Annotated in this window: 10 protein-coding genes; 3 read left to right on the top strand and 7 right to left on the bottom strand. The window is 65.1% G+C overall.

The annotated features are described in order from the left end of the window. Nucleotides 1-41 precede the first annotated feature (41 nt). The 5 genes from H582_RS25545 to kduI all read right to left on the bottom strand — a co-directional run bounded on the left by H582_RS25545 (nucleotide 42) and on the right by kduI (nucleotide 5,272). Nucleotides 42-1,451 (bottom strand): extracellular solute-binding protein, encoded by a 1,410-nt coding sequence (locus tag H582_RS25545; protein WP_240478900.1) that lies wholly within the window; start codon nucleotides 1,449-1,451, stop codon nucleotides 42-44. A gap of 20 nt (nucleotides 1,452-1,471) precedes the next feature. Beyond that, nucleotides 1,472-2,515: a LacI family DNA-binding transcriptional regulator gene (locus tag H582_RS0101850; RefSeq protein WP_028597132.1), complete on the bottom strand. Its 1,044-nt coding sequence runs from the start codon at nucleotides 2,513-2,515 to the stop codon at nucleotides 1,472-1,474. Nucleotides 2,516-2,818: 303 nt separating this feature from the next. Continuing rightward, entirely contained in the window at nucleotides 2,819-3,565 is a 747-nt protein-coding gene (kduD, locus tag H582_RS0101845; protein WP_174817677.1) for a 2-dehydro-3-deoxy-D-gluconate 5-dehydrogenase KduD, read from the bottom strand. Between the two features lie 39 nt (nucleotides 3,566-3,604). Next, the gene (locus H582_RS0101840; protein WP_028597130.1) at nucleotides 3,605-4,375 is read right to left on the bottom strand and encodes a DeoR/GlpR family DNA-binding transcription regulator; all 771 of its coding nucleotides are present in this window, start codon (nucleotides 4,373-4,375) and stop codon (nucleotides 3,605-3,607) included. Nucleotides 4,376-4,438: 63 nt separating this feature from the next. Beyond that, nucleotides 4,439-5,272 (bottom strand): 5-dehydro-4-deoxy-D-glucuronate isomerase, encoded by an 834-nt coding sequence (gene kduI / locus H582_RS0101835; protein ID WP_028597129.1) that lies wholly within the window; start codon nucleotides 5,270-5,272, stop codon nucleotides 4,439-4,441. A 335-nt stretch (nucleotides 5,273-5,607) separates the two neighbouring features. On the opposite strand from kduI, the gene H582_RS0101825 reads away from it, so the two are divergent. From H582_RS0101825 to H582_RS0101815, 3 genes are all read left to right on the top strand, one after another. Next, the gene (locus H582_RS0101825) at nucleotides 5,608-6,948 is read left to right on the top strand and encodes an extracellular solute-binding protein (RefSeq protein ID WP_028597128.1); all 1,341 of its coding nucleotides are present in this window, start codon (nucleotides 5,608-5,610) and stop codon (nucleotides 6,946-6,948) included. A 105-nt stretch (nucleotides 6,949-7,053) separates the two neighbouring features. Further along, nucleotides 7,054-8,349: a carbohydrate ABC transporter permease gene (locus tag H582_RS0101820; RefSeq protein WP_052332868.1), complete on the top strand. Its 1,296-nt coding sequence runs from the start codon at nucleotides 7,054-7,056 to the stop codon at nucleotides 8,347-8,349. Further along, nucleotides 8,349-9,191, top strand: coding sequence for a sugar ABC transporter permease (locus H582_RS0101815; RefSeq protein WP_028597126.1), 843 nt, complete (start codon nucleotides 8,349-8,351; stop codon nucleotides 9,189-9,191). Before H582_RS0101820 ends, H582_RS0101815 begins: the two co-directional genes overlap by 1 nt. 231 nt (nucleotides 9,192-9,422) lie before the next feature. On the opposite strand, the gene H582_RS0101810 is transcribed toward H582_RS0101815, so the two are convergent. Together H582_RS0101810 and H582_RS0101805 are read right to left on the bottom strand one after the other, a co-directional pair. Then, nucleotides 9,423-11,825: an MMPL family transporter gene (locus H582_RS0101810; RefSeq protein WP_028597125.1), complete on the bottom strand. Its 2,403-nt coding sequence runs from the start codon at nucleotides 11,823-11,825 to the stop codon at nucleotides 9,423-9,425. 75 nt (nucleotides 11,826-11,900) lie between these two features. Further along, nucleotides 11,901-12,518, bottom strand: coding sequence for a TetR/AcrR family transcriptional regulator (locus H582_RS0101805; protein WP_028597124.1), 618 nt, complete (start codon nucleotides 12,516-12,518; stop codon nucleotides 11,901-11,903). Nucleotides 12,519-12,580 lie beyond the last annotated feature (62 nt).

Here is a 12,580-nt window from a genome sequence, read left to right as displayed (position 1 = left end):
GCTGCTCCTTTCCCGGGCCGACCGCCCTTGTTATTCGTCGATCAGCTTCTTGGCGAGCAGCTCCTGGCGCATCCGCTTGACCGCGTCGGCCGCTTCCCGGACATCGCCTCGAGCGCGTACTGCTGCACGATCTTCTCCGCGTCGCTCCAACCGGGCAGCGCCAGCTCGAGCGAGGCGTGGGCCTTGACGAGGTCCTGCGCCTCCTGCACGCCCGGCAGCTTGCCGAACGGAGGCTTCACGTTCTCGTTGTACCAGAACGGCACGCCGTGATCCATGTTGTGCTCCTTGCCGATGTCCGTCAGCTTCAGGCTATCGCCCTCCTTGATGTAATCCTCGCCTTCGATGCCGAGGCTGCCGAGCATGATGCCGGGCTCGGTCTGCCAAAACTCGAGGAACTGCTTGGCCGCTTCGGGATGCTCGGCGTTGGCCGGCACGAACCAGTAGTCCGGGTCTCCCCGGCGCATGATCCGCTCGCCGTCCGGGCCTGACGCCGGCGGCAGCGCCGCCGCCGCGAAGGCGGTGCTGGGATCCTGCTGCTGGCGCAGGCTGTTGAACATGCCGACCCAGGCATCCCAGTACGTGACCATGCCGACCCGATCCGTGAGGAACAGATTGCGCATCTTGGCCGTATCGTTGGTGACGAAGTTCGGATCGAGGATGCCTTCCTTGAAGAGCTTGGCGAACCATTCGTACATCGGGACCGCGGCATCGGTGGCGTACGGAATCGTCCGTTTTCCGTCCTCCATCACATACCGGTATTTAAGTCCGGCCGCGCTCATGAAGCCCTGGATGTCATAGAGGCCGGAGGTGCTCAGTCCGTACGTGTCGTCCTTGCCGTTGCCGTCCGGATCCTGCTCCTTGAACGCCTTGAGGACCTCGTAGTAGTCCTCCAGCGTCTGGGGCTCGCTCAGCTTCAGCTTGTCCAGCCAGTCCTTGCGGACGATCGGCATCGTGCCTCCCTGGAACTTGCTGAAGACGGCCACGATCCGTCCGTCCTTGTCCGTCAGCTGCTCCCACTCCGCGGCGGGGATGACTTTCGGATCGGACAGCACGGCGGAGCTCTCGACGAACTCGGTCAGGTCGCTGACGACTCCCTGCTCGACGAAGGTATCGAGCACGCCCAGGTTGCTGCCCTCGATCAGATCGTATTTCTCGCCCGAGCCGAGCGCGGTCAGCACCTTCTGGTCGTAGCCCTCCGCCGGCTTCTCCAGCGTCACGTCCATCCCGGTGAGCTCGCTCAGAGCGGCCTCGAACTTCTCGTTTTCTTCCGGCGTCTTGCCGCCGACGTTCGCGCTCAGGATGCGCAGCTTCTGCGGAGCGGCAGGGCTCGCCGAGATGCCGGGAGCGGGAGATGCCGCGTTGCCTCCGTTGTCCGCTCCGCTGCAGCCGGACAGCAGGCTCGCGCTCAGCGCCGCCGCCATAGCGGCAGCCAGCCAAGGTTTCGTTTTCATGAAGATCAGCCTCCTTAGAATTAGACAGATTGAGGGGAAACGGCGGGAGCCGAGCAGGACGCCCGAGGGACGAGCTCGGCAGGAACGAGCGTCCGGCGCGCGGCCGAATTGCCGCTGCGCAGCTGCTCGATGAGCATGGCGGCCGCCTCCATGCCGAGCTGCTCCGCATGCTGCCGGACTCCGGCGAGCGGCGGGGAGAGCTCGGGGAACAGGACGGCATCGTCGCTGAAGGCAAAGACGGACAGCTCGCCGGGGATCGACAGGCCGAGGCTTTCCGCCGCCTTGTACACGCCTAGCGCCATCATCTCATTGTCCGCGATGACCGCCGTAATCGCGGGATGCCGCTCCAGCATGGCGCTGGCGGCGTCGAAGCCGAACTGATGGGAGGACGTGCCGCGCTCCGGCTTGTGGAGCAGCCTTTGCGGAGGAGGCTCCAAGCCCGCCTTGCGGTACGCCTCCCGGTAGCCGTGAGCGCGGTCCTCTGCGACGGTCCGCAGCTCGGGAGCATTGAGGAACAGGATGTCCCGGTGGCCGAGCTCCAGCAGGCAGCGGGTGACGCCGGCCGCGAGGCCCGCGTTGTCATGGTCGACATAGCTGACCTTGGCTTCATGCTCGGCGGAGGGACGGCCGATGACGACGAGCGGCGTGCCGCTGGCGAGCCGGTCCTCGATCCGGGCATCTCCTTTGGCGGAGGGGTCGAGGATGATCTCGCCGTCCACCGGGTCCGAGGCCAGGTTCTCGACCTGGCTGAGGTAGCCCGGGGACAAGGTGTTCACGAGCAGCCGGTAGCCATGCTCATAGCAGACGCGCAGCACGCCGTTCATGAGGGCGAGATGGAAGGGACCGAAGCGGTAAGGCTCCCCGCGGATGTTGAGCCCGATGATGCGGGTGGAGCGGCTCGCCAGGCTGCGCGCCCAGTAGTTGGGCTTGTAGTTCAAGCCGCGGGCGGCTTCCAGCACCCGCTCGGTCACTTCCTTGCTGATGGGGCGTTTCTTGCTGAACACGCTCGATACGGTGCCTTTCGACACGCCGGCTGCTCTTGCGACATCCTCGATGGTAGCCACGAATTGCGTTCGACCTCGCTTTCCTGTCTCTCGAAGCCCACATTAAACCGGTTTTATAAACTCACGCTAAACGTAGGGTGAACCTTTCGTAAAAAGCCCCGATTCGATGAAGATTGGCGCGATTTTGCAGGGCGATGTCGCTTCTTTCCCCACTTCAACGTCCGATCCTCGTCGTTAAACCGGTTTTGCAGCTGCGCCGGCTGCAAAAAAAACAGGCTGCCCCTCGCTTTCGCGAGGGACAGCCTGTCGGACAAGGTCAAGCTTGGTCTGGATGATCGAAAAAACGGTACCATAACGGCCCGGTCAGCGCGCCAGCCAGCCCCCGTCCACGCAGAGCACGTGGCCGTTCAGGTAATCGGAGGCGGAGGAGGCGAGGAAGACGACCGGACCCTTCAAGTCATCCGGCGTGCCCCAGCGTCCGGCCGGGATGCGCTCGGTGATCGAGCGGTAGCGCGCCTCGTCGGCGAGGATCGGCGCGGTGTTGTTCGTCTCCATGTAGCCCGGCGCGATGGCGTTCACCTGGATGCCCTTGGACGCCCACTCGTTGGCGAGCGCCTTGGTCAGGCCGGCGACGGCATGCTTGCTGGCCGTGTAGCCCGGCACGTTGATGCCGCCTTGGAAAGACAGCATCGAGGCGATGTTGACGATCTTGCCGCTGCCGCGTTCGATCATATGCGCGCCGGCGAGCTGGCTCAGGTAAAAGACGGCGTTCAGGTTGAGGTCGATGACCGCCTGCCAGTCCTCGCGGCTGTGCTGCGCCGCCGGCGTGCGGCGGATGATGCCGGCGTTGTTGACGAGGATGTCGATGCCTCCGAAGCGGGATGCGGCGCGCTCGAACACGTCGCCCAGCTCGTCGAGGCGGCTGAGATCGGCTTGCAGGTCCTCCGCCTCGCGGCCGAGGCCGCGGATCTGGCCGACCGCGGCCGCGCTGCCGGAGGAGCTGACGGCGACGACATTCGCTCCGGCTTCGGCGAGGCCGACAGCCATCGCCTGGCCGAGCCCGCCGGACGTGCCGGTCACGAGCGCGGTCTTTCCTTGCAGATTGAACATAGGGATCCGTCCTTCTTTATCGAGAATGGGGTCGTCCGCTCAAGAGGAAGGGCGCGCGCCGTTCCAGACGGCGATGCCGGCGGCGCGAAGCGGCCGGGTGGCCTCCTCGTCCGCGTCGGCATCGGTCAGGATCGCCGTCGCTTCGTCCAGACGGGCGAAGGTGAACAAGGCGCTCTGGCCGAACTTGCTGTGGTCCGCCACCGCATAGACGGCGCGGGCCGTCTCGACGAAAGCCCGCTTCAGCTCCAGCAGGTCGCCGGTGTAGATCGTAAAGCCGTTGTCCGGATGCACGCCGGTTGCGGACAGGAACGCCGTCTGGATGTTGAGCCGCCGCACGTACTGGGCCGCCTCAGCGCCCGCAAGCATGTTGCGCACCCGATAGCCGCCCGGCACGACGAGCTGGATGCGGTCCTTGGGCGCGAGCTCGGCGATGATGCGGACGTCGTTCGTGACGACGGTGAGCGGCTCGTTGTCGAGGAGCCGCGCGATCTCGAGCGTCGTGCTGCCGCCGTCGAGGGCGATGACGGCGCCCGGCTTGACGAGCGTGAGCGCCAGCGCGGCGATGGCGGCTTTTTCGGCATGGTGGCGCTCCAGCGGCTCCTTGGCCGTCAGGATGCCGAGCTGGCCGTCCTGGGCGAGCACCGCGCCGCCGTGGATGCGGGCGAGCAGGCCGCGCTCCTCGAGCTTCGCGAGATCCTCGCGCACCGTCTTGCCGGTCACCTGCAGCCGCTCGCTCAGCTCGGCGACCGTCACCTCGCGCCGGGCGAGCAGCATTTCCATAATCGTCTCATGTCTTCGCAATGGGTTCATCCGCGTTCATCCTATCCGGGGGCAATTTCCGCTTCGTGCAAGGGTTGATCTTATCTTAGCGCATCAGCGCAGATCCTGCATCGCCACGGCGTCCATGTCGTCGAACACCTGGTTCTCGCCGGCCATGCCCCAGATGAACGTGTAGCTGCTCGTGCCGACGCCGCTGTGGATCGACCAGCTCGGGCTGATGACGCCCTGCTCGTTGCGCACGACGAGATGGCGCGTCTCCTGCGGCTCGCCCATCAGGTGAAAGACGTTGCCGCTGTCCGGCATGTCGAAGTAGAAGTACACCTCGGAGCGGCGGTTGTGCGTATGGCACGGCATCGTGTTCCACATGCTGCCTTCCTTGAGCAGCGTCATGCCCATGACGAGCTGGCAGCTCTGGATGCCGTCGATATGGATGTACTTGTAGATCGTGCGCTCGTTGGAGTTCGTCTGGCTGCCGAGATGGGCGGGCGTCGCCTCGCTGATCGCGGCTTTGACGGTCGGGTACGTCTGATGGGCCGGAGTGGAGTTGAAATAGTACTTCGCCGGGCTCGCCGCATCGTCGCTGCGCAGCTCCACGTCGAGGGCGCCGCGGCCGATGTACAGGCAGTCCTTCGGCGCCATCGCATATTCGGTGCCGTCGACGACGATCGTGCCGCTGCCGCCGACGTTGATGATGCCGATCTCGCGGCGTTCGAGGAAGCTGGCGGCTCCGATCGTCTTCTTGTCGGCTTCGAGCTTGATGCCGGTGCCGGCCGGCACGGCGCCGCCGACGATGAAGCGGTCCACATGCGTGTGCGTCAGCGTCAGCCGGTCCGGCTGGAACAGGCTTTCGATGAGGAATTCCTGTCGCAGGCGGGTCGTGTCGAACGCCTTGACTTCGTTCGGATGGGATGCGTAGCGGATTTCCATGATGAACCTCCTATGAGTTCGTATTCGTATTAATACGTTCATATTAGTTCATTCATGTTCGATGTGCAAGCTGATCCTAGGAGGGACGAGCAGGGACCCCTTAGGCTCGGCGAAGGAATTGATGGCGAGGCGGCTTGCCGAGGGCATCCAAGCGGGGAGGTCTGCGGGAAGCGGAGAGGGCGGAATCCTTCTGGAGAAGCGGCTACAAGCAGACGTCCCGAACCATGTCACAATCGTGCTCAAGCCGGTCACCAGGTTGGTAGTGGGCGCATGGCCCCAGCCTCTACAATGACATCATGCAAGCTGGATCGCGACACATAGGGGAGGATACAACGATGAACAAAAAAACGACCGCAGCGGCGGCGCTGGTGCTGGCGCTCTCGCTCACAAGCCTGGCGGCCTGCGGAAGCAACGGCAACAGCAACAGCGGCAGCGCCGGCAATGCGGGCAGCGCCGCGAACGAAGCGGCGCCTACGGCCGCGCCGTCCAACGACGCCGCCGCGAACGCAGGCGGCGAAGCGAGCGGCATGCCGGAGAAGCCGGCCGAGCTGACGATCTGGCCCGACGACAACGCCGAGAGCGTCGCCGCCATCACGGCCATCACCGACAAGTACACGGAGAAGACGGGCATCAAGGTGAGCGTCAAGCCGGTCAAGATGAACGACCAGCAGCAGATCCTCTCGCTCGACGGACCGGCCGGCAAAGGGCCGGACCTGTTCTTCCAGCCCGGCATCGGCAACCTGGTGCTCAAAGGGCTCGTGCAGCCGGTGAAGGCGGAGCAGCCGGTGTTGGACGCGTACACGCCGGAATCGCTCACCGCGCTCAGCCAGGACGGCCAGCTGTACGGCCTGCCTTTCGTCACAGAGACGTACGCGCTGTTCTACAACAAGAAGCTCGTGCCGACGCCGCCGGCGACGGTCGCCGATCTGGAGAAGCTGGCGGCCGAGCAGACCGATGCGAAGAAGCAGAAGTACGGCTTCCTGATGGAAGGGCTGAACTTCTACTATGCGTGGGCGTTCATGGGCGGCAACGACGGCTACATCTTCAAGAAGACCGACACCGGCTTCGACACCGCCGACATCGGCCTGAACAAGGAAGGCGCCGTCGCCGGCGTGAAGCTGATCCAGAGCTGGTTCGACAAGGGCTACCTGCCGAAAGGCGTGAACGGCGACGTCGTCGGCGGCCTGTTCGGAGCAGGCCAGGTCGGCGCGGTCATCAACGGACCGTGGGCGATCACCGACTACAAGAAGCAGCTCGGCGACGACCTCGGCGTGGCGCCGCTGCCGACGCTGGACAACGGCAAGCACCCGACGTCCTTCATCGGCGTCAAGGGCTGGATGCTCTCCAAGTTCTCCAAGAGCCCGGAGTGGGCGAGCGATCTGGCCGCGTTCATCACGAACGAGGAGAACGCGCTGGAGTATTACGAAAAGACGGGTCAGGTGCCGCCGGTCAAAGGCGTGCTGAACAACGAGAAGCTGACGGGCGATCCGCTCGTCGCCGGCTTCTCCGAGCAGGTGCAGTACGGCCAGCCGTTCCCGACCGTGCCGGAGCTGGACTACGTCTGGGATCCGATGGCCAACGCGCTGAAGTTCGCTTCCGAAGGCCGCGACGTGCAGCAGTCGCTTGACGACGCCGTCAAGCAGGTGCAGGACAAGATCGCGATGTCCGGCAAGTAAGCGAGCGTGCACGAGCCTGCGGGCCGCCGGGCGACCGGCACGCTCCGCAGGCTTTCTTTTCGGCCGCGCATGAGAAATAGAGCTGGGATAGGAAGGAGAGTCATCATGCAAAATGCGCTGCAAACCGGGCCTGGTCCGGGCGGGGCGCCGTCGCCGAAGCGGGCGGCGTGGCTGTCCGTCGTGCCCGGCCTCGGCCAGCTGTACAACCGGCGCTACATCAAGGGATCCATCCTGCTGCTGCTGGCGCTGTCGCTGGCGGCGTCGCTCGGGGCGTGGACGGTCCAAGGGCTGCAAGGACTCGTCACGCTCGGCGAGGACCCGAACGTCGACGACAGCCGGACGCTGCTGACCGAGGGCATCCTCGCGCTGCTGCTCGGCCTCGCGCTGCTGGCCGCCTACGGGCTGAACATCCGTGACGCCTGGCGCGACGCGGTCCGCCGCCGCGAGGGCGAGCGCATCCCGTCGATGCGGCAGGCGTTCCACGACAGCTACGACAAAGGCTTCCCGTACTTCGTCGTCGTGCCGAGCTTCATCCTGCTGGCGATGGTCGTCATTTTCCCGCTGCTGTTCATGGTCGCGCTGGCGTTCACGAACTACAGCCTGTACAATTCGCCGCCGGCGAAGCTGCTCGACTGGGTCGGCTGGGCCAACTTCAAGGAGCTGTTCGTCAACCCGCTGTGGACGCAGAGCCTGCTGTCCGTCCTCTCCTGGACGGTCTTCTGGACGCTCGTCGCCACGACGCTCCAGATCGCGCTCGCGATGCTGCTCGCGGTGCTGGTGAACGACAGCCGCATCCGCTTCAAAAAGGCGATCCGCACCGTGCTCATCCTGCCGTGGGCGGTGCCGTCGTTCATGACGGTGCTCGTGTTCGCGGCGATGTTCAACGATACGTTCGGGGCGATCAACACGCAGCTGCTCGCGCCCTTCGGCGTTCAGATCCCGTGGCTGACCGACGCCGGCTGGGCGCGGACCGCGATCATCCTGATCCAGGTGTGGCTCGGCTTCCCGTATGTGTTCACGCTGTTCACCGGCGTGCTGCAGAGCATCTCCAAGGACTGGTACGAGGCCGCCGACGTCGACGGAGGCAGCCGCTGGCAGAAGTTCCGCTTCATCACGCTGCCGCATGTGCTGTTCGCCACCGCGCCGCTGCTCATCATGCAGTACTCGTTCAATTTCAACAACTTCAACATCATCTTCCTGTTCAACAAAGGCGGTCCGCCGGTGCCGGGCCAGAGCGCGGGGGCGACGGACATCCTCATCTCCTGGGTGTACAACCTGACGTTCACCGACAACAACTACAAGATGGCCGCGGCCATCAGCATCATCATGGGCGTCGTCGTCGCCGCCTTCGCCCTGTACCAGTTCCGGCGGACGCGCTCGTTCCGCGAGGAGGGATATTGATGGGCCGCACGCTGCGTTCCCGGCTGGAAGTGTCCGGCATCTACCTGATCGTCCTGGTCCTATTCGCCGTCATCCTGTACCCGCTGCTGTGGGCGGTGAGCATCTCGCTCAACCCCGGCAGCACGCTGTTCAGCGCCAAGCTGATTCCCGACAACCTGACGCTGGACCATTATCGCTGGCTGTTCGCCGATCCGCTGAGCGAATACGGGCTGTGGTACAAAAACACGCTCATCGTCGCCTCGTTCAACGCGCTCATCAGCGTCTCGCTCGTGTCGATGCTGGCGTTCGTATTCTCGCGCTTCCGCTTCGCGGGCCGCAAGCACGGCATCTACACGTTCCTGCTGCTGCAGATGTTCCCCGTGCTCATGGGCATGGTGGCGATCTACCTGCTGCTGAACCTCGTCAACCTGCTCGATACGTTCGCGGGGCTGATCCTGATCTATTCCATCGGCGGGCTGCCGATGAACGTCTTCCTCGTCAAAGGCTACCTCGACACGATCCCGCGCGACCTCGACGAGTCGGCGACGATGGACGGAGCCGGGCATCTGACGGTGTTCTTCCGCATCCTGATGCCGCTCGCCCGGCCGATCCTGGCCGTCGTGGCGCTGTTCACGTTCATGGCGCCGTTCATGGACTTCCTGACGCCGCGCATCATCCTGCGCTCGCCGGAGAAGTACACGCTGGCGCTCGGGCTGTACAACTTCATCAACGACAAGTTCTCCAACAACTTCACGATCTTCGCGGCGGGCACGATCCTGATCGCTGTCCCGATCGCCACCGTGTTCCTGCTGCTGCAGCGGTTCCTCATCTCCGGCCTGGCGGACGGAGCGACGAAGGGGTGACCGGATGGGGAGCCGTGGGAGCCGGAGGCGCGTAAGAGAGCCGTATGCGCTTCGGCAGCCGTCCCGATCCGTTTCATCAAAAAGAAGCGTCCCTCCCGCATCGCTGCGGGTCGGGACGCTTCTTTTTGAATTGGAGCGCTTGCGTATGCCTTCTGAATTGGAGCGCTTGCGTATGCCTTTTAAAATGGAACGCTTGGTGTGCCTTTTGAATCGGAACGCTTGCGGTCCGCCTTACGGCTTCCGCGCGGAAGCGACCTTCGCGACCTGCTCGCGCTCGCCGCCGGCCGCGTTCAGCTCGGCGATCAGCTTGTCGCCCTCGACGTCGAGGTTCGGCAGGATGCGGTCGAGCCAGCGCGGCAGGCTCCACGCCTTGTCGCCGAACAGCGCCATGACGGCGGGCACGAGCGTCATGCGGATGAGGAAGGCGTCGAGCAGGATGCCGAGCGCCAGCGCGAAGCCGATCTGCTTGATCATGATGTCATGCGTGAAGATGAAGCCGGCGAACACGGACACCATGATGACCGCCGCCGCAACGACGACGCGGCTCGCCTGCTCGTAGCCGTGCACGACGCTGTCGCGTCCGCGATGGCCGTGGACGTACGACTCGCGCATCGAGGAGACGAGGAATACCTGGTAATCCATCGCGAGGCCGTACAGGATGCCGGTGACGAGGATCGGGATGAAGCTCATGATCGGGCCGCCCGTATCGAAGCCGAGCAGGTCCTTCATCCAGCCCCATTGGAAGATGGCGGTCGTGATGCCGAACGTGGCGAGCACGCTCAGCAGGAAGCCGACCGTCGCCTTGATCGGCACGAGGATCGAGCGGAAGACGAGCAGCAGGATGATCAGCGACAGCAGCACGATGATGCCGATGTACAGCGGGAATACTTCGGCCAGTCGGGCCGACATGTCGATGTTGATCGCCGTGAAGCCGGTGACGCCGATCGTCACGCCGTTGCCCGCGGACAGGGCGGAGTCCTGGTCGCGCAGCGTCTCGACGAGCGTCTTGGTCGCCTCGTCGGTCGGGCCGGACTTCGGAATGACGCTCAGGATCGCCATCTTGCCGCCTTCGGAGAGGCCCATCGGCGTAACGATCGAGACGTCCTTCACCTGCTGCAGCTCGGCCGCCAGCTTGCCGAGCGCTTCCGGAGCGATCGCGCCGCCGGCTTCGCGCGGCTCGGCCACGAGCAGCAGCGGGCCGTTGTAGCCTTCGCCGAAGCCTTTGGCGATCGCGTCGTAGCTCTGGCGCTGGCCGGAGTCGAGGTTGGCGGTCGCGCCGGACGGGATGCCCATCTGCATGTCGCGGACCGGCAAGGCGGCCGCGCCGAGCGCGACGATGACGACGAGGATGGCGAGCCAGCGGAAGCGGATGATGAAGCGGACCCAGCTATGGGCGAAGCTGTGCTTCTGCGTTCCCCCGGCCTTGCGGCTTTTCTCGCGCGCCTTGGCCGAGCAGATGCGCTCGCCGACGAGCCCGAGCAGCGCGGGCAGCAGCGACAGCGCGACGAGCACGCTGATGAACACCGTGACGGAGGCGACGAGCGCCATCGTGCTCAGGAAGGCGATGCCGATGACGAGCAGGCCGCAGAGCGAGATGATGACGGTCAGGCCGGCGAAGAACACGGCGCTGCCCGCCGTGCCGACGGCGCGTCCGGCCGCTTCGCGCGCCGTCAGCCCCTGGTCGAGGATGAGGCGGCGCTGGCGGTTGACGATGAACAGCGCGTAGTCGATGCCGACCGCGAGGCCGACCATGAGGGCGAGGATCGGCGTGAACGACGTCATCGGCACGAAGCTCGAGATCGAGTACGCGCCGCCGACGCCGATGCCGACGCCGATGAGCGCGGTCAGGATCGGCAGGCCCGCGGCGACGAGCGAGCCGAGCGTGACGAGCAGCGCGAGGACGGCGACGACGAGGCCGTACACTTCGTTGGCGCCGATCGGAATTTCCGGCATGAGCAGCGAGTCGCTCGGCAGCGAGGTGATGCCGGTGCCGCTCTCGGCTTTTTCGACGGTGGCGATGATGTCGTTCAGCACGTCCGTCGGGACGGATGTCTTTTGCACCGTGAATTGGAACTGGAACAGAGCGACGCTGCCGTCGGAGGCGATCAGCGCGCCGGGAACGGGCTGGCCGTCGACGATCAGCGGGCCGTACGGCATCGCCGCCGCGCCGGTCGCGCCTGCGGCGGCTCCGCCTTGGGCTGCGCCCGCGGCCTGGTCCTGGGCGCCGGCGCCTTGGCCTGCGGCGGCATCCTGGCCGCCCTGAGCCGCGCCTTGCTGCGCCTGGGCGCCGGCGGCCGCCGCCAGATCGGCGGGGTTGATGACATACTCCTGCTTGTAGATGTCGGCGATGGCGGCGAGGATCGCCTGCTGGCGCTCCGGCGTGTCGAGCCGCTCGCCGTCAGGCGCGGTGAAGACGACGCTGCCCTGATCTCCGGCTGCCTGCGGCAGCTCCTGCTGGAGCTTGTCGAGCACTTTTTGCGATTCGGTGCCTTCGATCTTCATTTCGGAGCTGACGCTCACGCCATTGGATGCGATCAGGGCGACGACGGCGCCGAGGATGACGACCCAGGCGGCGATGAACGCCCATGGCTTGTCGAAGGCGGTCTTGCCGAGCTTGTAGAAGAGCTTGGACATGATGGGATGCATTCTCCTTTGATGGGGGATGAGGCGAGCGGGCGGCGAAGCGCCGCGCGGGCTGGGGCAGGGCGGTCAGAAGCCGCTTTTCAGATAGCCGAACGTCGTCTCCAGATGCTGCTCGAACGGAATCGCGTCCGGCGCGCGGTCCTCCGGATCGCCGGGCAGCCGCACCTTGAGGGTGCCGTCGAGAATCGGCAGCACCGCGCCGAATACGGCTCCGGCGAGCAGATGGGTGTAGACGATATCTCGGCCGTCCGCGGAGTAGCGCCGCAGCTCCTCCTCCGCGCCGGCCTGCAGTCGCTTGAGCACGCTCAGGATGAACGGCTCCAGCGTAGGATGGCGGCGCGAGAGCGTGAACAGCTCGCGCACCTTTCCCAGCAGGTCGGCCGTGAAGCGGGCCTGCAGCCAGCGATGCAGCACGTCGAGCGGCGAGAGCCGCTCCGCGAGATCGATGTGCAGCTCCTGGTCTTCGTCGACGTTGCCGTCGAACGTCATGGCGATCATCGCGACCGCCTCTTCCTTGCACGAGAAGTAGTTCGCGAACGTCCGCCGCGAATAGCCGGCCCGCTGCACGACGTCCTCGACGACGAAGCCGTCCAGCCCTTTTTCGAGCGCAAGCTCGAACGCCGCCTTGGCCAGGGCGTGGGCGGTCGCTTCTTTTTTAAGATCGCGCAGGCTGTGCGGGCGCATGTCAATCACCTCCTTGAATAAGCGGACTGAAAATAGCTGTTTTCATCGTACTTTACTTGTTG

Source organism: Paenibacillus pasadenensis DSM 19293 (assembly GCF_000422485.1).
GTDB classification, from domain to species: domain Bacteria; phylum Bacillota; class Bacilli; order Paenibacillales; family Paenibacillaceae; genus Paenibacillus_O; species Paenibacillus_O pasadenensis.
Note: the sequence above shows the minus strand (reverse complement) of the source record. Positions and strands in the feature narration are given on the sequence as shown.